Source organism: Skermanella aerolata KACC 11604 (assembly GCF_000936425.1).
GTDB lineage: Bacteria > Pseudomonadota > Alphaproteobacteria > Azospirillales > Azospirillaceae > Skermanella > Skermanella aerolata.
Window position 1 is genome coordinate 213,735 of sequence record NZ_AVFK01000006.1, and the last position, 22,866, is coordinate 236,600.

A 22,866-nucleotide genomic window follows, 5' to 3' on the forward strand; every position below is an offset into this window, starting at 1 on the left:
GGCTCAGGGCTGCCAGCGGAGAAAATTGGCGATCAGGCGCAAGCCGGCGGCCTGACTTTTTTCCGGGTGGAACTGGGTGCCGACCAGATTGTCGCGCCCGATCACCGCCGCCACCGGACCGCCGTAATCGACGGCCGCCAGTTCGGTCGTCGGATCGGTGCAGGCGAAGCGGTAGGAGTGGACGAAATAGGCGTGCTCGCCCTGCGGGATGCCGGCCAGCACCGGATGGTCCGGACGCTCGATCCGGAGGTCGTTCCAGCCCATGTGCGGAATCTTGAGGCTGGTGTCGGTGGGGTCGAGCGGAACCACCTCCCCCGCGATCCAGCCGAGGCCCTGCTGGACGCCGTATTCCAACCCGCGCTCGGCCATCAGCTGCATGCCGACGCAGATCCCCATGAAGGGAGTGCCGTGCTTCAGCACGGCGTCTTCCATGGCTTCGATCAGGCCGGGGACGGCCCGGATGCCGGCCATGCAGTCGGCGAAGGCGCCGACTCCCGGCAGCACGATGCGGTCGGCCCGACGGACGGCTTCGGCATCGTCGGTGACGGTGATGGCGGCGCTGACGCCGGCTTCAGCCGCGGCACGTTCGAAGGCTTTCGCGGCCGATCTGAGATTGCCGGAGCCGTAATCGACGATTGCTACGGTCATGGACTAAATCGTTCCTGGGCTCTGGAGGAGCCCGTCATTAGAGAGGCTCCCTGAGAGCCCGTTATTAGAGAGATCCGCCGAGCGTGCCCTTGGTGGACGGTACCGCATCCGCCTTGCGCGGATCGATTTCCACGGCGGCGCGCAGTGCCCTGGCCAGCGCCTTGAAGCAGCTTTCGACGATATGGTGGTTGTTGTCGCCATACAGGTTCTCGACGTGAAGGGTCACGCCGGCGGCTTGGGCGAAAGCCTGGAACCACTCCTTGAACAGCTCGGTGTCCATATCGCCCAGCTTGTCGCGGGTGAAATTGACTTTCCAGATCAGGTAGGGGCGGTTCGACAGGTCCAGGGCCACGCGGGTCAGCGTCTCGTCCATCGGGATGGTCGCTTCGCCGTAGCGGCTGATGCCCTTGCGGTCGCCCAGCGCCTGGGCGAAGGCGGTGCCGATCGCGATGCCGCTGTCCTCGGTCGTATGGTGGAAATCGATATGAAGGTCGCCTTCCGCCTTGACCGTCAGGTCGATCAGGCTGTGGCGCGACAACTGCTCAAGCATATGGTCGAGAAAGCCGACGCCTGTGGAAATCCGGTACACGCCTGTACCATCCAGGTCCAAGGAAACCTCGATCCGGGTCTCGTTGGTGGCGCGCTTCAGGCTGGCCTGGCGCGCTGATCTGTTGGGAAGTCCGTCCATCTCCCGGTTTTAGCAGGAAGGCGGAGACGACGCCAGCGGCCGATGCGGTCGCTGTGGACGGTGCGTCGCGTTGTCCGCGCGGCGGAATGCCCGATTGTCCCGGCATACGATGGCAGGCTAGGCCCAGCCAGCGCTTGGACTTAGGCTGGATGGGTGGCATGGCTTCGATTCGCCTGTGGATAACATTGTGGATTGGGCTGTGCGTTCTGCCCTTGGCGGGGTGCGGCGTCAACGTTCGGAAGACCGAAATAGCGGAACCGCTGACCCCGCCGGCGGAGGCGCGCGCGGTGCCGATCCGGTTCGGGGAGTTGCAGGCCAAGGTGCGGCGCGGCGACCGGATCGGCGGCTATGTCATTGGATTCACCTGCTTGGGACCGTTCGACCCGATCACCTGGACGACAGGGCGGGAAATGATGGACCGCGGCGATGTTGCCGACATGTTCCACGAGGAGCTAAATGCCGCCGGATATGACGTCACCGGCAACCCCGGAAGGCTGTTCGAGCGCGAGGAAGACGAGGAAAGGGCCGAATTGGTCGTTTCAGCCCAGGTCACCGATGTCAAGATGAATGTCTGCCGAAAGATGGGCTGGTGGCTGATCGAATCAGATGTCATCGGCGAGGAGGTCGAGGCCTCGGTCAAGGTGGATTGGACCGTCTATTCGAGGCTGGAACGGCGGATGGTGCTGCGGACTTCGACCCGTGGATATACCGACGGCGGGTCCGCGACCGAGGACGGCAAGATCCTGGCGATCGAACAGGCGATGGCCGGCGCCATCGCCAACCTCGCGGCCGATCCCGACTTCCGCGCTGCCGCCTTCGCGGCGCGGGACGCCGACCTTTCGGTACCGGCGCTGGAGCGGAGCGGCGGCATCGGCGGGGGTGCCGGAAGCGCCGGCCGCTTGCCTGTGGACAACAGCGTTCAGGACGCCAGACTGAAGCCCATGCCGACCGCCCTGCTGGTGGACGACGCGGCCAAGCTCCAGTCGGTCCGGCTGCCGCCGGTGGCGGCCTTCACGACGCCGATCCAGGACCATGTCGAGCGCGTCACCGGCGCCGCCGTGCTGGTCGCCAACGGCAGCGGGCACGGTTCCGGCGTGCTGGTGGGCAACGACGGGCTGGTGCTGACCAACTACCACGTGGTCGGCAATGCGGAGCGGGTTCGGGTGGTGCTGGACGACGGCACGGCGCTGACTGGAGTGGTCGAGCGGCGTCACAAGGTGCGCGACGTGGCGCTGGTCAGGATCGAAGGAGCCCGCTTCCCGGCGCTGCCGATCCGGACGACGCCGCTGACGGTGAGCGAGGAGGTCTACGCGATCGGAGCGCCGATCCAGGAACGGCTGCGCGGCACCATGACGCGCGGCATCGTCAGCGCCTTCCGCCGCGACCGGCTGACCGGGCTGGAGACGATCCAGGCCGACGTGTCGATCCAGGGCGGCAACAGCGGCGGGCCGCTGGTCGATGCCCAGGGCAATCTGGCCGGACTTGCGGTGGCGGGCTACGTGGTGCCGGGAAGCACGGGATCGGCCGGGCTGAACCTGTTCATCCCGATCGCCGACGCGCTGGACCGCCTGCGGCTCGAGATCGCGTACCGGTGACGGGGACCCCCTCGGGGACAGCCCATGGGACAGGTAGCCTTGAAGCGGTTGACGATTCCCCCAACATAGCGCAGGGACTACCGATAAAGTTTACCGACAGTTTTTCTTCCGAAGGCCCAGACCCCGATGAGTTCCAACGATCCGATCCAATGGCACGGCACCACCATCCTGTGCGTCCGCAAGGGAAGCGAGGTGGTCATCGCCGGCGACGGCCAGGTGTCCATGGGCCAGACCGTGATGAAGTCCAACGCGCGCAAGGTGCGCCGGCTGGCCGGCGGCGACGTGATGGCGGGGTTCGCCGGCGCCACCGCCGACGCCTTCACCCTGTTCGAACGGCTGGAATCCAAGCTGGAGCAGCATCCGGGCCAGTTGACCCGCGCCTGCGTCGAGATGGCCAAGGACTGGCGCACCGACCGCTACCTGCGCCGGCTTGAAGCCATGATGGCGGTGGCGGACCGCAACGTCAGTCTGGTGTTGACCGGCAACGGCGACGTGCTGGAGCCGGAGGACGGCCTGATCGGCATCGGCTCCGGCGGGAGCTATGCGCTGGCCGCCGCCCGCGCGCTGGCCGATATCGAGGGGCTGGACGCCGAGACGATCGCCCGCAAGGCCATGAAGATCGCCGCCGACATCTGCGTCTATACCAATCACAACGTCATCGTGGAAAAAATGTAGTGACAGGCTGGTTCAAACCGACCGCGGATCACAGTATCGTACCGATGAACAGCGCCGCTGGCGCTCCTGACGAAGAAAAGCCAATGACTTCCTTCAGCCCCCGCGAGATCGTCTCGGAACTGGACCGGTTCATCGTCGGCCAGCACGATGCCAAGCGCGCCGTTGCGATAGCGCTCCGCAATCGCTGGCGCCGGCTCCAGTTGCCGGAAGGCCTCCGGGAAGAGGTGCTGCCTAAGAACATTCTGATGATCGGTCCGACCGGCGTCGGCAAGACGGAGATCGCGCGCCGGCTCGCCAGACTGGCCCAAGCGCCGTTCCTGAAGGTCGAGGCGACCAAGTTCACCGAGGTCGGCTATGTCGGCCGCGACGTCGAGCAGATCGTCCGCGACCTGGTCGAGATCGCGATCACGATGACCAAGGAGCGGCTGCGGAAGGAAGTTGAATCCAAGGCCGAGCTTCGGGCCGAGGACCGGGTGCTCGACGCCCTGGTCGGCACCAACTCCACCCCGGAAACCCGCCAGAAGTTCCGCAAGATGCTGCGCGAAGGCACGCTGAACGACCGTGAGATCGAGATCCAGGTGGCCGATACGGGCATGGGCGGCCTGCCGACCTTCGACGTGCCGGGGATGCCGGGCGCGCAGATGGGTATGCTCAACCTGAACGACATCTTCGGCAAGGCCCTGGGCGGGCGCACCAAGACCCGCCGCATGGCGGTGTCGGAAAGCTACGAAGTGCTGATGGCGGAGGAGTCCGAAAAGCTCCTGGACCAGGAGAAGGTCGTTTCGGAAGCCATCCAGTCGGTCGAGCAGAACGGCATCGTCTTCCTGGACGAGATCGATAAGATCTCGGCGCGGACGGAGGGGCGCGGCGGCGCCGATGTCAGCCGCGAGGGCGTCCAGCGCGACCTGCTGCCGCTGATCGAGGGCACCTCGGTCGCGACCAAGCACGGCACGGTCAAGACCGACCACATCCTGTTCATCGCGTCGGGCGCCTTCCACATCGCCAAGCCGTCGGACCTGCTGCCCGAGCTTCAGGGCCGCCTGCCGATCCGGGTCGAGCTGAAGGCTCTGACGCGGGAAGACTTCCGCCGCATCCTGACCGAGCCGGAAGCAAGCCTGATCAAGCAGTACAAGGCGCTGCTGAAGACCGAGGAAGTCGATCTGGACTTCACCGACGACGCGATCGACGAATTGGCCAGCCTCGCCGCCGAGATCAACACGTCTGTCGAGAACATCGGCGCGCGGCGGCTGCATACCGTGATGGAGCGGCTGCTGGAGGAAATCAGCTTCAACGCCAGCGACCGGGGCGGGACCAGCGTCACGATCGACGCGGGTTATGTGCGTGAGCACGTGTCTAATCTGGCGAAGAACGCCGATCTGTCGAAGTTTATCCTGTAGGCGGGGATGGTTGATGCGTTGGTGTTGGGCCACGGCCCAACCTACGAAGCGCCTGTAGGTTGGGCCGTGGCCCAACAAACTTTCGCATTCGATCACTCATCCAAGGGAAGAGGCGCCTGCACGGCGCCTTTTTTCTTTGACGGCTTCCGCGCCGGACGGCTCGCCAGGATCTCCGCCAGCGTTACCGGGCGCATGTCCCAGGCGTCCACCCCGACGTCGAATTGGCGCGGCATCGGCGCCAGCCGTCCGTGGCTGTGGCCATGCAGGTTGAGGGCCTTCCGGTGCATGCCGTTCCACGTGCGGAACGCGTAGTGGCACAGGACCAGCTTGGTCCCGTCTTCCTCGATCTCCGCATAAGCGGCGACGCTGTCCCAGCCGGCTGATTTGAGGACGGCGGGGGCGTCGTTGTTGCCGGTAATCAGGTGTTTCCGGCCGTTCAGCCGCATCAGCAGGTCGTCCACGTGCCGCTCCGACGCGCGGACGGCGAAGTCGCCCAAGTGCCAGACGGTGTCGCCGGGGTCGACCTTCTCGTTCCAGCGCGCGATCATGAACTCGTCCATCTCGCCGGTCGTGGCGAAGGGGCGGCCGTACATGAAGATGACGCGATGGTCGCCGAAATGGGTGTCGCTGGTGAAGAAGACCGTCACGAGCGATTGGGTCTCACGACGCGCCGGTCAGCCACATCGGGTTCTTCAGCTTACCCAGCAGCGCCGAATGAGCCTCCAGCTCCTCCGCCGTCGGCGCATGGGGGCGCGGTTCACGGCGGGCACGCTCGACCTTGACGGCGCTGCCGTCGGCATTGCGGGCAACTTCGCCCCGGCTGCCGGCCAGTACCAAGTCGGGCTGACGGCCGCCCTGGAGTTCCAGATAAACTTCGCCCAGGAGCTGGGCGTCGAGCAGGGCGCCGTGGAGCGTACGGTTGGAGTTGTCGATGCCGAAGCGCCGGCACAGCGCGTCCAGGCTGGCGGGAGCGCCGGGGAACTTCCGTCTTGCCATCGCGACGGTGTCGAGCGACCGGGACATCGGCAGCGGCTTGATGCCGAGCCGGACCAGCTCGGCATTGATGAACTTCATGTCGAATTCGGCATTGTGGATAACCAGCCGGGAATCTCCGATGAAATCCAGGAACTGGCCGCAGATCGCCGCGAAGACCGGCTTGTCGCGCAGGAACTCCTCCGACAGGCCATGGACCGCGAAGGCGCCCGGCGGCATATCCCGCTCCGGATTGATATACAGATGGAGCTGCTTGTCGGTCGGGATGTAGTTGATCACCTCAACGCAGCCGATCTCCACGATGCGATCGCCGGTCAGGGGATCGAAGCCGGTCGTTTCAGTGTCGAGGACGATTTCGCGCATGGGTCGGTCTGGCTCTCAGCGGGGTGAAGGAACGGGGCGGCCAGTGGCGGCCGGGCATGTTCCTCGCCAATGTGACGATCCGGCGGAGTCCGCGCAAGGTGTGGGCGCGGCCAAGGCTGCTCGCCACCACGAAATCGGCACGCCGGCGCTTCTCGCGGTCGGGCATCTGGCGCGACAGGATGCCGGCCAGCTTCTCCGGCGTCATGCCCGGCCGGGCCAGCACGCGGGCGCGCTGGATCGTCGGCGGCGCTGTCACGACGATGACGGCATCGACGCGGCGCTCGGCTCCGGTTTCGTAGAGCAGCGGGATGTCGAGCACGGCGACGGGCACGCGGCGGGCGGCGCAGCAGGCCAGGAAGCGGCGCTGGGAGCGCTGGACCAGCGGGTGCAGGATCGCTTCCAGCCGGCGCAGCGCCGTGGTGTCGCGGAACACGATGGCGCCAAGCGCTGCCCGGTCCACGGCACCATCGCGCACCGATCCGGGGAACTCCCGCTCGATATGCTGCACGGCGCCGCCGCCGCGTGACAGCAGGCGGTGGACCGTGGCATCCGAGTCATGGACCGGTACGCGGAGCCGCTTGAGCATCCGGGCGGCGGTCGATTTGCCCATGCCGATCGAGCCGGTCAGGCCGAGGACCTTCACGGAGCGGCTTTCATGCACCCGGCACCCGCTTACAGGCTTTCCAGCACGAAACGGCGAAGCTCCGGCGTTACTTCCGGCACTTGGCCGAACCATGCCTCGAAACCCGGCCGCGCCTGATGCAGCAGCATGCCGAGGCCGTCCACGATGGGATTGCCACGGGCTGCCGCCGCCGTCAGCAGAGGCGTATGGAGCGGAATATAGACGATGTCGGTCACCAGGGCCGTTACCGGCAGGCGTTCCAGGTGGAGGTCGAGGGCGGGTTCCCCGCCCATACCCTGGGTCGTGGTGTTGACCAGCAGGGCGGCACCGCTCAGCGCCGCCTCGCGCTCCTCCCATGGCATCACCCGGATCGGACCGCCGAGTTCGGCGGCGAGCTGTTCAGCGCGGGCGGCAGTCCGGTTAAGCAGGCGAATCTCGGGAACTCCCGCATCGGTCAGGGCCACCAGAACAGCGCGCGACGCGCCGCCGGCGCCCAGCACGACGGCGGGACCGGCCTCGGCGCGCCAGGCCGGCTGGTCGGCCTTCAGGCTCGCCATGAAGCCGAAGGCGTCGGTGTTGCGGCCCTCGATCGTGCCGTCCTCGGCCACCACCAGCGTATTGACCGCACCGATGCGCTTTGCCACCGGATCGACCCGGTCGCAGGCGCGAAGAGCCGCTTCCTTATGGGGAACGGTGACGTTGGCGCCGCGCAGGCCAAGGGCCGGAAGCGCTCGGATCGCGTCGATCACCCGGTCGGGCGGGACCGCCAGGGGGATATAGGCGCCGTCGATGCCGTACTGGTCGAGCCACCAGCCATGGAGCCGGGGCGAGCGGGAATGGCCGACCGGCCAGCCCATGACGCCCGCGACTTTCGCCTTCGCCGTCAGAATCATGATGCCAGGATGCGCCTCAATCGCAGATAGTCCAGCACCGGCAGCAAGGGCATGCCGAGGATGGTGAAGTAATCGCCCTCGATCCGGTTGAAGAGCTGGGCTCCCAGACCTTCAAGCTGGTAGGCGCCGACCGAAGACAGCACGGCGTCGCCCATCGCGTCAAGGTAGCGGTCGATGAAGTCGTCGCTGATGTTCCGCATCGTCAGCGTCGCGCTGTCGGTATGGTGCCACTGGCGCTGGCCGTTCATCACGGCGACGACGGTGGAAACCAGCCGATGGGGCTTGCCGCGCAGGGCCTGGAGATGGCGTTTGGCCTCCTCCCGGTCGGCGGGCTTGTCGAACCATTCGCCGCCGCAGTCCAGCATCTGGTCAGCGCCGAGCACCAGATGGCCTGGATGGCGCGACGCCACCCGCTTGGCCTTCAGCTCGCCCAGCGCTTCCGAAACCTCGTCGGCCTTGAGGCCGGCGGCGCGGAAGCTATGCTTGATCTCTTCCTCGTCCACCGCGGCCGCCTGGGCCACGACGCTGACGCCGGCACGCTCCAGCATGGCTTTGCGGGCGGCGGAGGCGGAGGCGAGGACGACGGGCTGGTCGGTCAGCATCATGACGACGTCTCACCACTCAGAGCAGCGCGTCGGCCGGCGAGCCGGCCTGGCGCCTCGCCAGCAGCATCATGATCTCGGCGGCGGTTTCCTCGATCGAGCGCCGGGTGACATCGATCACCGCCCAGTTATGGCGGGAATACAGCCGGCGCGCCTCGGCCACTTCCTGGCGGACCACTTCGGGATCGACGTAGTTGGTGTCTTGCGTTTGGTTCAGCAGCTTCAGGCGGTTGCGCCGGATCTGGATCAGGCGGTCGGGGTCCTTGGTCAATCCTACGACCAGCGGGCGGGTGATCTGCTCGAGTTCCGGCGGCAGCGGGCAACCGGGGACGAAGGGGACGTTGGCGGCCTTGATACCCCGATTCGCCAGATAGATGCAGGTGGGGGTCTTCGACGTGCGCGACACGCCCATCAGGATCACGTCGGCCTCGTGCAGGTCCCAGGTGGACTGGCCGTCGTCATGAGCCAGCGCGAAGTCCATCGCGTCCATCCGGCCGAAATACTCGGCGTCCAGCATGTGCTGGCGGCCCGGCTGGCTCTGGCTTTCCAGGCCGAGATAGGCCGCCAGCGCATTGATCAGCGGATCGAGCACCGGGATGCACGGCACCTGGAGTTCGCGGCAGGTCTCCTGCAAGCGGCGGCGCAGCTTCTCGTCGACCAGGGTGAACATGACGAGGCCGGGATTATCCTTGATGCCTTCGATCACCATTTCGAGCTGCCGCGTCGTCCGCACTAGATTCCAGAAATGCTCGATCGGCTGGACCTGATCGAACTGGGCCACGCAGGCGCGCGCAACGCTGTTGATCGTTTCTCCCGTCGCGTCCGACACCAGATGCAGATGAAACTGCTTCAGACCTGAGTTCATGCCAAGGATCAGCCTGTGTATATCTCGTTGATTACCGGGGATAACCTGGGATGGTTCCGGCGAAAGGCCAGATAGCGCCTGTAATCCCCGACAAAGGGCGGGATTCGCTCTCTCTCGGGATAAAACCCCATGCCGCTGTGAGAGTCGCGCATAGTCTCCCCATGGCTTATCGTTATCCCCATGACTCCCAGAGTTGTTGAGTCTATAGCACCGTCGCGGTGACGGCTCAAATACTCCGGCCGTCACCCACACAGTCCGGTCAGTTCCCCACAGGCTGGGGATTGTTATGGGGATAAAATGTAATCACCGCTTTCCACAGGTATCATCCACAACCACTCTTCTTAAAGAAAAAGAATCAGGATAGAAGAAGGAGAAGGACCTGTTTGGGGATAAGGGCATTTAAGAGGCTATCGGGCAGGCCATATCGGTGCTTGTCCGCCATCCTTCGAAATGCCTCTCGGAATGAAAGTTCAGACGTTGGAAAGTTCGCAGAAGCTGTTCATCCGCGCGCTCAAGGGTGAAACCCTGAGACGCCCCCCGTTCTGGCTGATGCGTCAGGCCGGCCGGTATCTGCCGGAGTACCGGGCCACCAGGGCGCATGCGGGCAGCTTCCTGGACCTGTGCTTCGCGCCGGAACTGGCGGTCGAAGTGACGCTCCAGCCGCTCCGGCGCTACGGCATGGACGCCGCGATTCTGTTTTCCGATATCCTGGTGGTGCCGCATGCGCTCGGCCAGAAGCTCGACTATGTGGAAGGCGAGGGACCGCAACTCGATCCGGTGCGCAACGCCGCCGAACTGAGCCGGCTTTCGACCGAGCACTTCCACGAGAAGCTGGCACCGGTCTACGAGACGGTGCGCCGGCTCTCCACCGCGATTCCGGAAACGACGGCGCTGATCGGATTCGCCGGCTCGCCCTGGACGGTCGCCTGCTACATGGTCGAGGGCTGCGGCTCGAAGGAATATGCCAAGGTCAAGAAGTTCGCCTATGGCGATCCGCAAGGCTTCGCGGCGCTGATCGACCTGCTGGTCACGGTCACGGCGGACTACCTGAACGCGCAGATCGAGGCCGGAGCCGAGGCGGTCCAGGTGTTCGACAGCTGGGCCGGGGTGCTGCCGGCCCCCGAGTTCCGCTGCTGGGTGATCGAGCCGACGCGCAAGCTGGTCGAGCTGATCAAGGCCAAGCACCCGCATGTCCCTGTGATCGGCTTCCCACGCGGCGCTGGCGAAATGTACAAGGAATATGCCGAGGTTTCAGGTGTTTCCGCCCTTGGGCTGGATACCACGGTGCCACCGGAATGGGCAGCACTCGAGCTTCAGACCAAGCTGCCGGTCCAGGGCAACCTGGACCCGATCATGCTGGTGGCGGGCGGCGAGGCCCTGCGGAACTCGGCAGCCGGCATTCTCAAGGCGCTGTCGAACGGGCCGTTCGTCTTCAATCTCGGCCATGGCGTGGTCCAGTCGACGCCGCCCGAACATGTCGGACAGCTTGCCGCACTGGTAAAATCCTGGCCCGACATATCTGGCTGATCAATCGGCCAAAATGAACTAAACGGTCTAACGACCGCAATGAGGCCTGGACTTAACAACCGAGCGAAATCAGCTTCAACGCCATGCCGAACCAGAAAACCGCTGTCGTCCTCTTCAATCTCGGCGGGCCTGACAGCCCCGACGCCGTGCGCCCGTTCCTGTTCAACCTGTTCAACGACCCGGCGATCCTCCGAATCCCGGGCGTGTTCCGGACGCCGCTGGCCTATCTGCTGGCGCGTCGGCGGGCGAAGCCGGCAGGCGAGATCTACGAGATTCTGGGCGGCAAGTCCCCGCTGCTGGAGAATACCCAAGCCCAGGCCAGGGCGATCGAGGCGGCGCTCGGCGATCTGGGCGAGGTCAAGGCCTTCATCGCGATGCGCTACTGGCACCCGATGAGCGACGAAACGGCCGAGCAGGTCAGGCAGTTCGACCCGGACAGAATCGTGCTGCTGCCGCTTTATCCCCAGTTTTCCACCACGACCACGGCGTCGTCGGAGAAGATGTGGTTCCAGGCGGCCAAGGCGGCGGGGCTCGACAAGCCGACGGTAACCGTCTGCTGCTATCCGACAGAACCGGGTTTCATCAAGGCGGCCGCCGGCCTGATCCGTTCCGGGATCGAGGAAGCCGGCGCCCATGGCAAGCCGCGCGTGCTGTTCTCCAGCCATGGCCTGCCGAAGAAGGTCGTTCAGGCCGGCGATCCGTACCAGTGGCAGTGCGAGCGGACGGCGGAAGCGATCGTGCGGGAACTGAACGTCCCCGACCTGGACTGGGTGAGCTGCTACCAGAGCCGGGTCGGTCCGCTGGAATGGATCGGACCTTCGACCGATGCGGAGATCGAGCGGGCCGGGGCCGACGGCGTGCCGTTGGTGGTGGTGCCGATCGCCTTCGTGTCCGAGCATTCGGAAACCCTGGTCGAGATCGAGGTAGAATACCGCGAGCTGGCCCACGAGAAGGGCGTGCCCCATTTTGTCCGGGTGCCGACGGTCGGGGTCGAGGACGGCTTCGTCCAGGGATTGGCCCGTCTGGTCCGTCAGGCGGTCGCTGGTGAGGTCAAAATGTGTTCCCAGGCGGGAGGGCGGATTTGCCCGGACGGCTTCCAGGGCTGCCCGCAGCGGGCTGGACAGGCATCCAGGGGGCAGCCGGCAGCGGCTGGCCAGACCAAGCGCCCGCTCGCGGCGGAATAGGGACTTACCGGATTGCTTTACGACTGGATCAAGGCGCTTCACGTCATCAGCATCATCGCCTGGATGGCGGGACTGCTGTATCTGCCGAGGCTGTTCGTCTACCACTGCGACGCGGCGGCAGGCTCCGAGACCTCGGAAACCTTCAAGGTGATGGAGCGCCGGCTGCTGCGCGCCATCATGAACCCGGCGATGATCGCGTCCTGGATCTTCGGCATCACGCTGCTGGTTCTGAATCCGGGCTGGTTCGAGATGGGCTGGATCCACGCCAAGCTTGCCTTCGTCGTGGGATTGACCGGCGTCCACATGATGATGGCCGGCTGGCGCCGTGCCTTCGCCGAGGACCGCAACCAGCGGCCCCAGCGCTTCTTCCGCATCATGAACGAGGTGCCGACCCTGCTGATGATCGGCGTCGTGATCTTCGTGGTGGTCAAGCCGTTCTGAACGGGCAGGGCCTGTTCAGTCAGCCGTTTGCCGGGCGATCAGGTTCCGCAGGACGATGGCCAGAGCATTCTCGTCCCCGTTGAAGCTGGCGATCATGGCAGCAAGGAAGCGGCGGGGATCGAGTTGGCCAAGGTCGAGCGGATGCCCTGTCCGGAATGCGAGAAGCACCATGAAGGCGAGCTGTGTCCGCCCATTCCCTTCCCGGAACGGATGGATCGCGTTCAACTCAGCGAGAAAATGTGCGGCGCCGGATGCGAATTCCAAAGGCACAAGGCCGTTTAGGAATTTCTCGGCCTTCAGGTAGCCGAAAATGCGCTCCATCTCGGCGGGTATGAATTCCGGGGAGCAGAAGGTACTGTTTTCTTTGGCGATCCGGACCGTGCGGAACCTGCCGGCCCAGCGATAGACATCCTGGAACAAGTGGTGATGGATATTCTGGTAATGGCGTACTCCGAGGCGGCCTGCCGGCAAGGGTTCGCCAGCGCGCTCTGCTGTGACGGTTGCCTCGAAAAGCTCCAGCGCCGCAGCGTCTCGAAGATCGGGAATGTTCTTGAGAACCGTCGAACCGGGATAGGTGTCGGGGTCCGAAAGCGGCTCGTACATCGGCGGGGTTCGGCTTGCGATTCGACCGGTTACTTGCCGAGCTTGCGCATAATCGCTTTCAAGCGATCTTCTGGGCTCAACCCCTGTCGATCAAGCTCGCGGAGATGCTTTTCCATGTCGCCGGGAAGGTGAATACCCTCGACGGCGCTGATCCTGGCAAAGCCGCTGCGACCGATCGTGAAGCTCTCGCGCCAGCGCCCGCCGCGTTCTTTGACACGCAGCTTGCCGCCTTGGGTACGCAGCGAATCCTCGGCCGCTCTCAGCGCTTCGGACCGGGTCGGGTGGACGTTGCCCTCTCCGGCCACATCGGGCTTGCTGACAGCCCAGCCGCTGCCATGTGGAACCACATGAACCGCTTGGGGAGCAGTCGATTTCGTCGGCCTGTTTCTCATTCGAGGACGATACCACAGCTTTGATTTCCTGCACCTGACGTTACGGATCATCGGCGCGATTGGTTGCCTCTCCACCGCCGCGCCGTCGCCTTTTCCAATTCGATGATTACGAACACCGTGGCCCCGATGCCCGCCAGCATCGCCCAGTCGAGTAGACCGATGGCCGCCGTGCCGAACAGGCTGTTCATGAAGGGCAGGTAGGTGAAAGCGAGCTGGAGCAACAGGCAGATAGCTATGGAAATCAGGACGGGGCGGCTGCCGAAGATGCCCTTGAAGCTCAGGACGGGGTTCATGATGGTCCGAGCGTTCCACAGATAGAAGATCTCGCCGACGACCAGGGTGTTGACCGCGACGGTGCGGGCTTCCGCGATGCTGGCGCCGGTGGATTCGAGCCACAGGAACAGGCCGAAGGCCGGGATCGTCAGCAGCACCATGACCGACAGGATGCGCCATGCCATGTAGCCGGTCAGGATGCCCTCCCTTGCCCGGCGCGGCGGGCGGCGCATTATATCTGGCTCCGGCGGCTCGAAGGCCAGTGCCAGGCCCAGGGTGACGGCGCTGATCATGTTGACCCAGAGGATCTGGACCGGAGTGATCGGCAGCGTCGTGCCGGCCAGGATCGCCAGCAGGATGATCATCGCCTGGGCGGCGTTGGTCGGCAGCAGGAACAGGATCGTCTTCCGCAGATTGTCGTAGACCGTCCGGCCCTCCGCCACCGCCGCCGCTATCGAGGCGAAGTTGTCGTCGGCCAGCACCATGGATGCCGCCTCCCTTGCGGCCTCGGTCCCCTTGTTGCCCATTGCTATGCCGACATCGGCCCGCTTCAGGGCCGGCGCGTCGTTGACGCCGTCACCCGTCATGGCGATGGTGGCGCCGTCCGCCTGGAGCGCCCGGACCAGCCTGATCTTATGTTCCGGCGTGGTGCGGGCGAAGATGTCCGTGTCGCGGGCGGCACGACCCAGCGCCTCGTCGTCGAGCAGATCGAGATCGCGGCCGGTCAGCGCCTTTCCGGCGCGCAGGCCTATCGCGGCGCCGATGGCGCTGGCGGTCAGCGCGTGGTCGCCGGTAATCATCTTGACCCGGATACCGGCGTCCGAGCAGGCCTTGACCGCCTCGATCGCCTCCTGCCGGGGAGGGTCGATCAGCCCCAGCAGTCCCAGCAAGGTCAGGCCGCTGGTGACGTCGCCGAAGTTCAGGTGCTTCAAACCCGCCGACACGTCGAGGGAAGCCACCGCCAGCACCCGCTGGCCCTGCCCCGCCATCTCCGCGATCCTGCCGATCCAGGCGGCGGTATCTATCGGCGCATCGCCGTCGGCGCGCCGCTCGGCCGCTGCCATCTCGACGAGGCGTTCCGGCGCGCCCTTGACATAGATCCGGCCCCCGCCATTGGGGACACGGTGCAGCGTCGCCATGAACTTGTGCTCGGATTCGAATGGAATCACGTCCATGCGGGGATATTCCCGCCGGGTAGCCGATTGATCCAGTCCCGCCTTCAGCGCCAGCGCCAGCAGAGCGCCGTCGGTCGGAGCGCCCTCCACGTGCCAGACGCCGTCCTGGCTGGTCAGGCCGGCATCGTTGCACAGCAGGGCGGCGCGGGCGATCTCCAGCAATGCCGGATCGGCGGCAGGGTCCGTGACCGGCGCACCGTCCCTGGCGAAGGCGCCTTCCGGTTCGTAGCCGGTGCCATCGACGCCATAGGCCGCCTCCGCCGTCGCTACCCGGCGTACCGTCAGCTCGTTGCGGGTCAGGGTGCCGGTCTTGTCGGAGCAGATGACGCTGACCGAACCCAGCGTCTCGACGGCTGGCAGCCGGCGGATGATCGCGTTGCGGCGCGCCATGCGGGTGACGCCGATCGCCAGCGTGATCGTCATGACGGCGGGCAGGCCTTCCGGGATAGCGGCTACCGCGATGCCGACGGCCGCCATGAACATGTCGGTCATGGGAAGGCCGCGCAGCCAGACGCCGACCGCGAAGGCGAGCGCCGCGAGCACCAGGATGGCGGCGGTCAGCCAGCGGCCGAACACCGCCATCTGCGCCAGCAGCGGCGTCGCCAGCGTCTCGACGCCGGCGATCATGGTGCTGATCCGGCCGATCTCGGTGGCGTCGCCCGTGGCGACCACCACGCCGGTCCCCTGCCCCATCGTCACCAGCGTCCCGGACCAGGCTGAGGACGTCCGGTCGCCGAGCGCCGCGTCCGGCTCTACCGGCTCGACCGACTTCTGGACCGGCACCGATTCGCCGGTCAGCGCCGATTCCTCGACCTGGAGGTTCCGCGACGATATCAGGCGGAGGTCGGCCGGGACGCGGTCGCCGGACGCCAGATGCACCAGATCTCCCGGCACCAGCTCTTCCGCCGGGATGGTCAGGCGTTTGCCGTCGCGAACGGCGCTGGCGTTGAGCGACAGCATGCTCCGGATGGCGTTCAGCGCCTGTTCCGCCTTGCCTTCCTGGATGAAGCCGATCGCCGCGTTGATCGCCACGACGCCGACGATGACGGCGGCATCGACGATTTCGCCCAGCAGGGCGCTGACCGCGGCCGCGGCGATCAGCACGAGGATCAGGATGTTGTTGAATTGGGCCGCGAACCGCCACAGCGCGCTCCGGCCGGCCGGGGGCGTCAGCCGGTTCGGGCCGTGCCGTGCTAGCCGCCTTGCCGCTTCCTCCGCGCTGAGGCCGTTCCGCCCCGTTTCCAGCCGCTTCAGCGCCTCCTCCGCCGCAACGGCGTGCCAGGCCTCGGCGGGCAGGGGCTGATGGGTTTGGCCTTCTGAAAATCGGGCCTCGTTCAGGGAGGCTTCTTTCGTACTTGAACCGCCGGTCATGATGTCCTCGTAAGGTCTCGGCTTCTGACTTGGATCGGGCCGGAAACGATGCAGGGTGACATCAGGTCGCAGCTTGGACCGGTGCTATCCAGGGATATAGCGCTTTTGTACAGTTCCGGTTTCGTTTGACTTGTCAATCCGTTTCAGATAACTATCTTGTCGTCAGTAGGCCCGACTCCCAGAGAATCTCCGATCATTCTCAAGTGCCCCACCCTGGGGTGCTTCCAAGGCCGATAGCCTCTCCCTCTGCCGCGCAGCCCATCTAACCGCGCCCGGCATGCAACTGCCGCTCCCGTCCCCCACAGGCTCCCGATGAACCTCCAAGAGTTGAAATGTAAGACGCCTGCCGAGCTATTGGCGTTCGCAGAAGAATTACAGATCGAGAACGCCAGTACCCTGCGCAAGCAGGACATGATGTTTGCCATCCTGAAGCAACTTGCCGAAAATGACGTTCCGATCTTCGGGGACGGCGTGCTGGAGATCCTTCAGGACGGCTTCGGGTTCCTGCGGTCGCCGGAATCGAACTATCTGCCCGGCCCTGACGACATCTACGTCAGTCCGAGCCAGGTGCGCCGCTTCGGCCTGCGCACCGGCGACACGGTGGAAGGCCAGATCCGCGCGCCCAAGGATGGCGAGCGCTATTTCGCGCTGCTCAAGGTCAACACGATCAATTTCGACAGCCCGGACAAGGTCCGGCATCGGATCAACTTCGATAACCTGACGCCGCTCTATCCCGAAGAGCGCCTCAACATGGAAATCGAAGACCCGACCAAGAAGAACTTCACCGGCCGGATCATCGATCTGGTGGCGCCGCTCGGCAAAGGTCAGCGAGCCCTGGTCGTGGCTCCGCCGCGTACCGGCAAGACGGTGATGCTTCAGAACATCGCCCACTCGATCGCCCAGAACCATCCGGAAGTCTACCTGATCGTCCTGCTGATCGATGAGCGGCCGGAAGAAGTGACCGACATGGCCCGCAGCGTGCGCGGCGAAGTCGTCAGTTCCACCTTCGACGAGCCGGCCGCCCGGCACGTTCAGGTCGCCGAAATGGTGATCGAGAAGGCGAAGCGGCTGGTCGAGCACAAGCGCGACGTGGTCATCCTGCTGGATAGCATCACCCGCCTCGCCCGCGCCTACAACACGGTCGTCCCCAGCTCCGGCAAGGTGCTGACCGGCGGTGTCGATGCCAATGCGTTGCAGCGCCCGAAGCGCTTCTTCGGTGCGGCTCGCAACATCGAGGAAGGCGGCTCGCTGACCATCATCGCGACGGCGCTGATCGATACCGGCTCCCGCATGGACGAAGTGATCTTCGAAGAGTTCAAGGGTACCGGTAACTCGGAAATCATCCTGGACCGCAAGATCAGCGACAAGCGGACCTTCCCGGCCATCGACATCACCAAGTCGGGCACCCGGAAGGAAGAACTGCTGGTCGACAAGGCCACGATTTCCAAGATGTGGGTCCTGCGCCGCATCCTGATGCCGATGGGTGTCACTGACTCGGTGGACTTCCTGCTCGACAAGCTGAAGCACACCAAGAGCAATTCCGAGTTCTTCGACTCGATGAATCAGTAATATCGAAGGGAACGTGCTTGTTGGGCCACGGCCCAACATCTTCCTGTCAGATTTCAGCTCGTTCAATAAAAAACTCCCTCCCCCAGCAATCCCGGGGGAGGGAGTTTTTTTATGTCGAACCGGCTTTTGATTTATGCCGTCGCGTTGGTCGGCTGCTGGCCGGCGGCCTGACGGCGGTACAGGTCGGTGAAGTCGATCGGGTTGATCATCAGCGGCGGATAGCCGCCGTCGCGGGTCGCATCGGCCACGATGGCGCGGGCGAACGGGAACAGCAGGCGCGGGGCCTCGATCAGCAGGACCGGCTTGATGTGCTCTTCGGCAAGGCCGGTGACGGTGAACAGGCCGGCATAGGACAGCTCCACCAGGAAGGCGGTGTTCTCGCCGATCTTGGCCTCGCAGCGCATCTCCAGGACCACTTCGTACAGCGTCTCGCCGACCTGCTGGCTGCGGACGTCGACGCCGACCGAGACCTGCGGGGCCGGCTGGCCGGGCAGCAGGGTCTGCGGCGCGTTGGGGTTCTCGAACGAGAAGTCCTTGACGTACTGGGCGTTGATGACGATCGGCAGGGCGGTGGGGCGGGTCTGGCCGGCGCCGTTCTGGTCGGACATGGTGATCTCCTCATGCGCGCGCGGGTTTCATCAGGGGGATGCGCGCGGATTGGCGTTGTGGCTAGCACGGAAGAGCGGCGCACCACAACGGCATGCCCGCCGTCGGGTGCGCCAATTTAGCGTCAGGCCGGCTGGGCTTTGGTCAGGCAGACCGAGGAGCCGCTTTCCGGATCGAATTCGACCACCGCGCAGTTGTCGACCTCGTGCCCGGTCATCGCCCGGATGAAGCCCCAGTGGCTGACGGATGCTACGCGGGTATGGTCTTCGAAGCCTCTGGCGATGGCGCGGAACTCGGCCGCGCGCAACGTAACACCGTCCTCGTCGATCTCGGTGTCGGGCCACCAGATCTCCGGGACGTGGTCGAGCGCCAGATGCGGCCAGCGCTTCTGCAATTCTGACCGGGGCGACCCTATGTCGCAGGTAAAGAACGCGTGCTCGCCCAGTACCGGCTGGACTTCGATCGGCAGTTCCAGGACCTCGGCGATGATGGAAGCGGTCTGGAGCGCCCGCGAGTAGGGGCTGGCGATCAGCCGGACCAAGCCGCGGCCGGCAAGCAGGGCTGCGGCGGCAAGGGCCTGGGTGCGGCCCAGGTCGGTCAATCCGGGATCGACGATACCGGGATCGGTGCGGGTCTGGGCGAAGGCGACGTTGAATTCGGACTGGCCGTGTCGGATCAGGAACATGGTGGCGGTATTACCGGCTGCTGTGGGGAGGACGCCAGCGGCTGTCGGGCGGTGGCAGGTCGCGCGGTTCGTCCGTTTGCGCTCCGGATGGCGATCCGGGCGCCGATCCGGGCGGCACTTCGCCGGACGAGGACTTGATCTCGCGGAACTCGCCGTCGATGACGCCGGGCTGGCTGGGGCGGGATGGGTTGGAAAAGGGCTTGGTCGGATCTACCTCCATTCCATCGACGAAGACCCGCATCTGGCCGCGGCGCTGGAAATGGGTAACGAGTCGCTTGCGCAGAAAATTCCGGAACGCGGGGATGAAAAGCAGTGCCCCGAACGTATCCGTAACGAAGCCCGGTGTCAGAAGCAGGACGCCGGCGGCGACGAGACAGAAGCCGTCGAACACCTCGGCGACCGGCAGTTCGTTCCGCGTCAGGGCTTCACGGGCGCGTTGCGCCGTGGCGAAGCCCTGGGAACGAAGCAATGCGGCCCCGGCGAAGGTGGTCAGCAGGATAAGCGCAAGGGTTGGCCATACTCCGATGAGGCCGCCGACCTGGATGAAGACGGCGATTTCGATCAATGGCAGGAGGATGAGTGCGATGAGGATGTACATGCGTGTCCTTGCTCTTTTCCCGGTAACGGCCTATCTACAAAAGGCGAAGTTTGTCGAAACCGGTACGGAATTCGACCGACACAGTACACATACGCTTTCGATGCGGTACAGTTAATATGCGCCCGGCTGACGTTCCAGGGCGAACCGACCAGGATAGATTCAATGGGCGAGGGGTTTTATTTCATCGATATCCTGATTTTCGCCATGATCGCGGCCTTTCTCGTGTATCGGCTGCGCGGCGTATTGGGGCGGCGTCACGGTGAGGAGCGCCAGCGACCCAACCCGTATACTTCCCGGCCTGGCCAGGAAGCTGGAGACAATGTCGTGACGTTGCCCGACAGGGCGCGCGTACCGGTGGACGTGCCGCCGCCTGCCCCGGACGAGCCCTACTCGCTGGCGGCGGGTATCGCGCAGATCCAGGCCAACGACCCGACTTTCGACGAGAAGGGCTTCGTTCAGGGCGCCAAGGCGGCGTTCGGGATGATCGTCACGGCTTTCGCCCAGGGCGATACGCCGACCCTGCGGCCGCTGCTGAGCGACGACGTCTACGACAACTTCGCCGCCGCCATCCGCAGCCGGCAAAGCTCGGGCGAGACCCTGGAAACGACAGTGACGAACATCCGCGAGGCCGACGTGACCGAGGCGCGGATGGACGGAAGGACGGCCTTCGTAACCGTCACCTTCATCAGCGAGCAGATCAACGTGACCCGCGACAAGGACGGCACCGTCATCGAAGGCGATCCGGAACAGCCGCTGGAAGTCGTCGATATCTGGACCTTCGCGCGCAATACCCGTTCGCGCAACCCAAACTGGACGCTGATCGAAACCCGCGTTCCGAGCTGATACGGCTCCCCCTGATCGGACCCACCCAATCGGTTGCGGTCCGCTCTTGCGGAAACCGACACGCCGCTGAACCTGTCCCGACTGAAGCTGATCGCCCAATGCCGACTGGATCGTCCCGGTGGGTCGGCACCGCCCTTGCGGCGGTGCTGATCGCATTTCTGACCGCCTGCGCGCCCGAAGCTCCCAAGGAACCGGTTCCGCCGAAGCTGACGATCAAGCCGGTCCGGTTCGAGGACCTGGAAGGATGGCGCGTCGACACCCAGGCCGGAGCCCTGGACGCCTTCGCCCGCTCCTGCGCCAAGCTGGTCATCCAGCCCAAGGAGCGCGCCCTTGGCGTCGCCGGCACCGTCGCCGATTGGGTGGCGCCCTGCACCGCCCTGGCCCAGGTCCCGCGCGGCGACGACTCCATCGCCCGCACCTTCTTCGAGACTTGGTTCCTCCCCTATTCGGCTGCCGACAACGACAAGCCGGAAGGCCTGTTCACCGGCTATTACGAGGCCGAGCTGCGCGGTTCGTCCCGTCCTGCCGGACGTTACTCCGTGCCGCTCTATCGTAAGCCGGACGATCTGGTCATGGTCGACCTGGGCGAGTTCCGCGACGCCATGAAGGGCGAGCGGATCGCCGGCCGGGTCATCGACGGGCGCCTGCGGCCTTACGAAGACCGCGCGAAGATCGAAGCCGGCGCCCTCAAGGGTCGCGACCTGGAAATGGTCTGGGTCGACGACCCGGTGGACGCCTTCTTCCTGCATATCCAGGGTTCCGGCCGCGTCGTCATGGAGGACGGCAGCGAGATGCGGGTCGGCTATGCCGGGCAGAACGGCCACCCCTATGTCGCGGTTGGCCGTGAACTTATCGCGCGCGGCGCCCTGACGAAGGAAAACGTCTCGATGCAGTCGATCCGGGAATGGCTGCACGCCAATCCCGGCGAGGCCGCCGGGCTGATGAACAAGAACCCGTCCTTCGTCTTCTTCCGGCCGCTCGACGGCGAGGGGCCGCTGGGTGCCCAGGGCGTCGCCCTGACGCCGGGGCGCAGCCTGGCGGTCGACCGCTCCTTCGTCCCCTATGGCCTGCCGGTCTGGCTCGACGCCCAGGATCCGCTTGACGGCAACGTGCGCCTGCGGCGGCTGTTGGTGGCTCAGGATACCGGAGGAGCGATCCGCGGCCCCGTGCGCGGGGACGTCTTCTGGGGCCATGGGAGCGACGCCGAGTTACGGGCCGGCAAGATGAAGAGTCCGGGACGCTATTTTCTGCTGATCCCCCGGACGGCCGCGCCAGTCGGGTAAGGCGGCGCGGATAAGGCGAATCGGCTGACGCGGATTGCCGCACGGACAGTCGATGCCTGTTGCCCCCTGTGGTATGACCACCTAATTAGACGGCGCACGGGACGATAACGGCGGGAAAACTGCGCGGCCAGCGCTTCAGGAGCCGCAGGGACGGAAGAACAATGGAAAACAAGACCAAGACCCCTCGCGTGGGGCTGTTCGTTACTTGTCTGGTCGATCTGTTTCGACCGACGGTCGGCTTCGCCGCCGTCAAACTTCTGGAAGCCGCCGGTTGCACGGTGGAAGTGCCGGCCAGCCAGACCTGTTGCGGTCAGCCGGCCTATAACTCGGGCGACAGGGCGGATACCAAGGACATCGCCCGCGCCGTGATCAAGGCTTTCGAAGAGTTCGACTACGTAGTGGCCCCGAGCGGATCGTGCGCCGGTATGATCAAGGAACATTACGGCGAACTGTTCGCCGATGAGCCGGAATGGGCTCAGCGCGCCGCCCATCTGAAGCACCGCACCTATGAGCTGATCTCGTTCCTGGTCGATGTCCTGGGCATCGAGGCGGTCGATGCCGAATACACCGGCACCATCACTTATCACGACAGCTGTTCGGGTCTGCGCGAGTTGGGCGTGAAGCAGCAGCCGCGCACCCTGCTGCGGTCGGTCGGGGGATTGACCCTGACCGAGTTGCCCGGCGCGGAGGTCTGCTGCGGCTTCGGCGGCACCTTCTGCATCAAGTACCCGGAAATCTCCAACAAGATGGTCGGCGAGAAGACCATCGATATCGCCCGCACCGGGGCCGATACGCTGCTGGCCGGCGACATGGGCTGCCTGCTCAACATGGCGGGCAAGCTGAAGCGCGAAGGGTCCGATATCAAGGTGCGGCACGTCGCCGAGATCCTGGCCGACATGACCCGCGACGTTCCCCCGATCGGAGACACCCGCGGCGCCTGATCGGCGCTATAGTCGGATACCGCCTTCAAGCCTG

At 65.2% G+C, this 22,866-nt stretch carries 24 protein-coding genes; 10 read left to right on the plus strand and 14 right to left on the minus strand.

The annotated features are described in order from the left end of the window. Positions 1 to 3 precede the first annotated feature (3 nt). Together hisH and hisB are read right to left on the minus strand one after the other, a co-directional pair. Positions 4 to 648, minus strand: coding sequence for an imidazole glycerol phosphate synthase subunit HisH (gene hisH, locus N826_RS10425; RefSeq protein WP_044428329.1), 645 nt, complete (start codon positions 646 to 648; stop codon positions 4 to 6). Between the two features lie 64 nt (positions 649 to 712). After that, the gene (hisB, locus tag N826_RS10430) at positions 713 to 1,336 is read right to left on the minus strand and encodes an imidazoleglycerol-phosphate dehydratase HisB (RefSeq protein ID WP_044428332.1); all 624 of its coding nucleotides are present in this window, start codon (positions 1,334 to 1,336) and stop codon (positions 713 to 715) included. A 158-nt stretch (positions 1,337 to 1,494) separates the two neighbouring features. Between hisB and N826_RS39845 the strand changes: the two genes are divergently transcribed. The 3 genes from N826_RS39845 to hslU all read left to right on the plus strand — a co-directional run bounded on the left by N826_RS39845 (position 1,495) and on the right by hslU (position 5,003). Further along, complete coding sequence (locus N826_RS39845; protein WP_169789319.1) at positions 1,495 to 2,931, plus strand: S1C family serine protease; 1,437 nt, start codon at positions 1,495 to 1,497, stop codon at positions 2,929 to 2,931. Positions 2,932 to 3,057: 126 nt separating this feature from the next. After that, positions 3,058 to 3,606 (plus strand): ATP-dependent protease subunit HslV, encoded by a 549-nt coding sequence (hslV, locus tag N826_RS10440; RefSeq protein ID WP_044428335.1) that lies wholly within the window; start codon positions 3,058 to 3,060, stop codon positions 3,604 to 3,606. Positions 3,607 to 3,689: 83 nt separating this feature from the next. Next, positions 3,690 to 5,003 carry an ATP-dependent protease ATPase subunit HslU gene (gene hslU, locus N826_RS10445; RefSeq protein ID WP_044428557.1) on the plus strand — a complete coding sequence of 438 codons (1,314 nt, stop codon included), beginning with the start codon at positions 3,690 to 3,692 and terminating at the stop codon, positions 5,001 to 5,003. Positions 5,004 to 5,095: 92 nt separating this feature from the next. Here hslU and N826_RS10450 read toward each other — a convergent pair whose 3' ends face one another. The 6 genes from N826_RS10450 to N826_RS10475 are packed head-to-tail and all read right to left on the minus strand — an operon-like array spanning position 5,096 to position 9,329. Beyond that, positions 5,096 to 5,650, minus strand: a complete 555-nt coding sequence (locus tag N826_RS10450) for a metallophosphoesterase family protein (RefSeq protein ID WP_044428337.1) — start codon at positions 5,648 to 5,650, stop codon at positions 5,096 to 5,098. 13 nt (positions 5,651 to 5,663) lie between these two features. Next, the gene (gene dnaQ / locus N826_RS10455; protein WP_044428340.1) at positions 5,664 to 6,359 is read right to left on the minus strand and encodes a DNA polymerase III subunit epsilon; all 696 of its coding nucleotides are present in this window, start codon (positions 6,357 to 6,359) and stop codon (positions 5,664 to 5,666) included. Then, positions 6,334 to 7,002, minus strand: coding sequence for a dephospho-CoA kinase (coaE, locus tag N826_RS10460; RefSeq protein WP_044428343.1), 669 nt, complete (start codon positions 7,000 to 7,002; stop codon positions 6,334 to 6,336). The genes dnaQ and coaE overlap by 26 nt, the downstream gene beginning before the upstream one ends. A gap of 29 nt (positions 7,003 to 7,031) precedes the next feature. Then, positions 7,032 to 7,874 (minus strand): shikimate dehydrogenase, encoded by an 843-nt coding sequence (locus N826_RS10465; RefSeq protein WP_044428346.1) that lies wholly within the window; start codon positions 7,872 to 7,874, stop codon positions 7,032 to 7,034. Continuing rightward, on the minus strand, positions 7,871 to 8,479 hold the full coding sequence (locus N826_RS10470; RefSeq protein ID WP_044428348.1) for a Maf family protein: 609 nt from the start codon (positions 8,477 to 8,479) through the stop codon (positions 7,871 to 7,873). Before N826_RS10470 ends, N826_RS10465 begins: the two co-directional genes overlap by 4 nt. A 16-nt stretch (positions 8,480 to 8,495) precedes the next feature. Beyond that, positions 8,496 to 9,329 carry a pyruvate, water dikinase regulatory protein gene (locus tag N826_RS10475; RefSeq protein ID WP_044428560.1) on the minus strand — a complete coding sequence of 278 codons (834 nt, stop codon included), beginning with the start codon at positions 9,327 to 9,329 and terminating at the stop codon, positions 8,496 to 8,498. A gap of 474 nt (positions 9,330 to 9,803) precedes the next feature. Between N826_RS10475 and hemE the strand changes: the two genes are divergently transcribed. The 3 genes from hemE to hemJ all read left to right on the plus strand — a co-directional run bounded on the left by hemE (position 9,804) and on the right by hemJ (position 12,493). Beyond that, positions 9,804 to 10,868 (plus strand): uroporphyrinogen decarboxylase, encoded by a 1,065-nt coding sequence (gene hemE / locus N826_RS10480; RefSeq protein ID WP_147040354.1) that lies wholly within the window; start codon positions 9,804 to 9,806, stop codon positions 10,866 to 10,868. A gap of 83 nt (positions 10,869 to 10,951) precedes the next feature. Further along, positions 10,952 to 12,052 carry a ferrochelatase gene (gene hemH / locus N826_RS10485; protein ID WP_044428349.1) on the plus strand — a complete coding sequence of 367 codons (1,101 nt, stop codon included), beginning with the start codon at positions 10,952 to 10,954 and terminating at the stop codon, positions 12,050 to 12,052. 12 nt (positions 12,053 to 12,064) lie between these two features. Next, complete coding sequence (hemJ, locus tag N826_RS10490) at positions 12,065 to 12,493, plus strand: protoporphyrinogen oxidase HemJ (protein ID WP_084720638.1); 429 nt, start codon at positions 12,065 to 12,067, stop codon at positions 12,491 to 12,493. 15 nt (positions 12,494 to 12,508) lie between these two features. Here hemJ and N826_RS10495 read toward each other — a convergent pair whose 3' ends face one another. From N826_RS10495 to N826_RS10505, 3 genes are read right to left on the minus strand one after another with little or no spacing between them, the layout of a single operon-like run. Beyond that, a complete protein-coding gene (locus N826_RS10495; protein ID WP_044428351.1) occupies positions 12,509 to 13,096 on the minus strand; it encodes a Fic/DOC family protein in 588 nt (195 codons plus the stop codon). A 29-nt stretch (positions 13,097 to 13,125) separates the two neighbouring features. After that, on the minus strand, positions 13,126 to 13,488 hold the full coding sequence (locus N826_RS39850; protein ID WP_084720639.1) for a DUF2188 domain-containing protein: 363 nt from the start codon (positions 13,486 to 13,488) through the stop codon (positions 13,126 to 13,128). Positions 13,489 to 13,535: 47 nt separating this feature from the next. Next, positions 13,536 to 16,307, minus strand: a complete 2,772-nt coding sequence (locus N826_RS10505; protein ID WP_084720640.1) for an HAD-IC family P-type ATPase — start codon at positions 16,305 to 16,307, stop codon at positions 13,536 to 13,538. Positions 16,308 to 16,619: 312 nt separating this feature from the next. Between N826_RS10505 and rho the strand changes: the two genes are divergently transcribed. After that, positions 16,620 to 17,876: a transcription termination factor Rho gene (rho, locus tag N826_RS10510; RefSeq protein ID WP_044428354.1), complete on the plus strand. Its 1,257-nt coding sequence runs from the start codon at positions 16,620 to 16,622 to the stop codon at positions 17,874 to 17,876. 131 nt (positions 17,877 to 18,007) lie between these two features. On the opposite strand, the gene secB is transcribed toward rho, so the two are convergent. From secB to N826_RS39855, 3 genes are all read right to left on the minus strand, one after another. Beyond that, the gene (gene secB / locus N826_RS10515; RefSeq protein ID WP_044428356.1) at positions 18,008 to 18,484 is read right to left on the minus strand and encodes a protein-export chaperone SecB; all 477 of its coding nucleotides are present in this window, start codon (positions 18,482 to 18,484) and stop codon (positions 18,008 to 18,010) included. Between the two features lie 122 nt (positions 18,485 to 18,606). Beyond that, positions 18,607 to 19,167: a histidine phosphatase family protein gene (locus N826_RS10520; protein ID WP_044428358.1), complete on the minus strand. Its 561-nt coding sequence runs from the start codon at positions 19,165 to 19,167 to the stop codon at positions 18,607 to 18,609. Positions 19,168 to 19,177: 10 nt separating this feature from the next. Beyond that, positions 19,178 to 19,765, minus strand: coding sequence for an FxsA family protein (locus N826_RS39855; RefSeq protein ID WP_052831011.1), 588 nt, complete (start codon positions 19,763 to 19,765; stop codon positions 19,178 to 19,180). Positions 19,766 to 19,927: 162 nt separating this feature from the next. Between N826_RS39855 and N826_RS10530 the strand changes: the two genes are divergently transcribed. From N826_RS10530 to N826_RS10540, 3 genes are all read left to right on the plus strand, one after another. Further along, positions 19,928 to 20,608: a Tim44/TimA family putative adaptor protein gene (locus N826_RS10530; RefSeq protein WP_044428360.1), complete on the plus strand. Its 681-nt coding sequence runs from the start codon at positions 19,928 to 19,930 to the stop codon at positions 20,606 to 20,608. 98 nt (positions 20,609 to 20,706) lie between these two features. Continuing rightward, positions 20,707 to 21,891 carry a murein transglycosylase A gene (mltA, locus tag N826_RS10535; RefSeq protein ID WP_044428362.1) on the plus strand — a complete coding sequence of 395 codons (1,185 nt, stop codon included), beginning with the start codon at positions 20,707 to 20,709 and terminating at the stop codon, positions 21,889 to 21,891. Positions 21,892 to 22,052: 161 nt separating this feature from the next. After that, the gene (locus N826_RS10540; RefSeq protein ID WP_044428364.1) at positions 22,053 to 22,832 is read left to right on the plus strand and encodes a (Fe-S)-binding protein; all 780 of its coding nucleotides are present in this window, start codon (positions 22,053 to 22,055) and stop codon (positions 22,830 to 22,832) included. Positions 22,833 to 22,866: the final 34 nt, after the last annotated feature.

Bases quoted from the DNA above. Each gene is read 5' to 3' on its own strand.
- hisH (WP_044428329.1), bottom strand. From the start codon at position 648: ATGACCGTAGCAATCGTCGATTACGGCTCCGGCAATCTCAGATCGGCC.
- hisB (WP_044428332.1), bottom strand. From the start codon at position 1,336: ATGGACGGACTTCCCAACAGATCAGCGCGCCAGGCCAGCCTGAAGCGC.
- N826_RS39845 (WP_169789319.1), top strand. From the start codon at position 1,495: ATGGCTTCGATTCGCCTGTGGATAACATTGTGGATTGGGCTGTGCGTT.
- hslV (WP_044428335.1), top strand. From the start codon at position 3,058: ATGAGTTCCAACGATCCGATCCAATGGCACGGCACCACCATCCTGTGC.
- hslU (WP_044428557.1), top strand. From the start codon at position 3,690: ATGACTTCCTTCAGCCCCCGCGAGATCGTCTCGGAACTGGACCGGTTC.
- dnaQ (WP_044428340.1), bottom strand. From the start codon at position 6,359: ATGCGCGAAATCGTCCTCGACACTGAAACGACCGGCTTCGATCCCCTG.
- N826_RS10465 (WP_044428346.1), bottom strand. From the start codon at position 7,874: ATGATTCTGACGGCGAAGGCGAAAGTCGCGGGCGTCATGGGCTGGCCG.
- N826_RS10470 (WP_044428348.1), bottom strand. From the start codon at position 8,479: ATGATGCTGACCGACCAGCCCGTCGTCCTCGCCTCCGCCTCCGCCGCC.
- hemE (WP_147040354.1), top strand. From the start codon at position 9,804: ATGAAAGTTCAGACGTTGGAAAGTTCGCAGAAGCTGTTCATCCGCGCG.
- hemH (WP_044428349.1), top strand. From the start codon at position 10,952: ATGCCGAACCAGAAAACCGCTGTCGTCCTCTTCAATCTCGGCGGGCCT.
- N826_RS10495 (WP_044428351.1), bottom strand. From the start codon at position 13,096: ATGTACGAGCCGCTTTCGGACCCCGACACCTATCCCGGTTCGACGGTT.
- N826_RS39850 (WP_084720639.1), bottom strand. From the start codon at position 13,488: ATGAGAAACAGGCCGACGAAATCGACTGCTCCCCAAGCGGTTCATGTG.
- N826_RS10505 (WP_084720640.1), bottom strand. From the start codon at position 16,307: ATGACCGGCGGTTCAAGTACGAAAGAAGCCTCCCTGAACGAGGCCCGA.
- rho (WP_044428354.1), top strand. From the start codon at position 16,620: ATGAACCTCCAAGAGTTGAAATGTAAGACGCCTGCCGAGCTATTGGCG.
- secB (WP_044428356.1), bottom strand. From the start codon at position 18,484: ATGTCCGACCAGAACGGCGCCGGCCAGACCCGCCCCACCGCCCTGCCG.
- N826_RS10520 (WP_044428358.1), bottom strand. From the start codon at position 19,167: ATGTTCCTGATCCGACACGGCCAGTCCGAATTCAACGTCGCCTTCGCC.
- N826_RS39855 (WP_052831011.1), bottom strand. From the start codon at position 19,765: ATGTACATCCTCATCGCACTCATCCTCCTGCCATTGATCGAAATCGCC.
- N826_RS10530 (WP_044428360.1), top strand. From the start codon at position 19,928: ATGGGCGAGGGGTTTTATTTCATCGATATCCTGATTTTCGCCATGATC.
- mltA (WP_044428362.1), top strand. From the start codon at position 20,707: ATGCCGACTGGATCGTCCCGGTGGGTCGGCACCGCCCTTGCGGCGGTG.
- N826_RS10540 (WP_044428364.1), top strand. From the start codon at position 22,053: ATGGAAAACAAGACCAAGACCCCTCGCGTGGGGCTGTTCGTTACTTGT.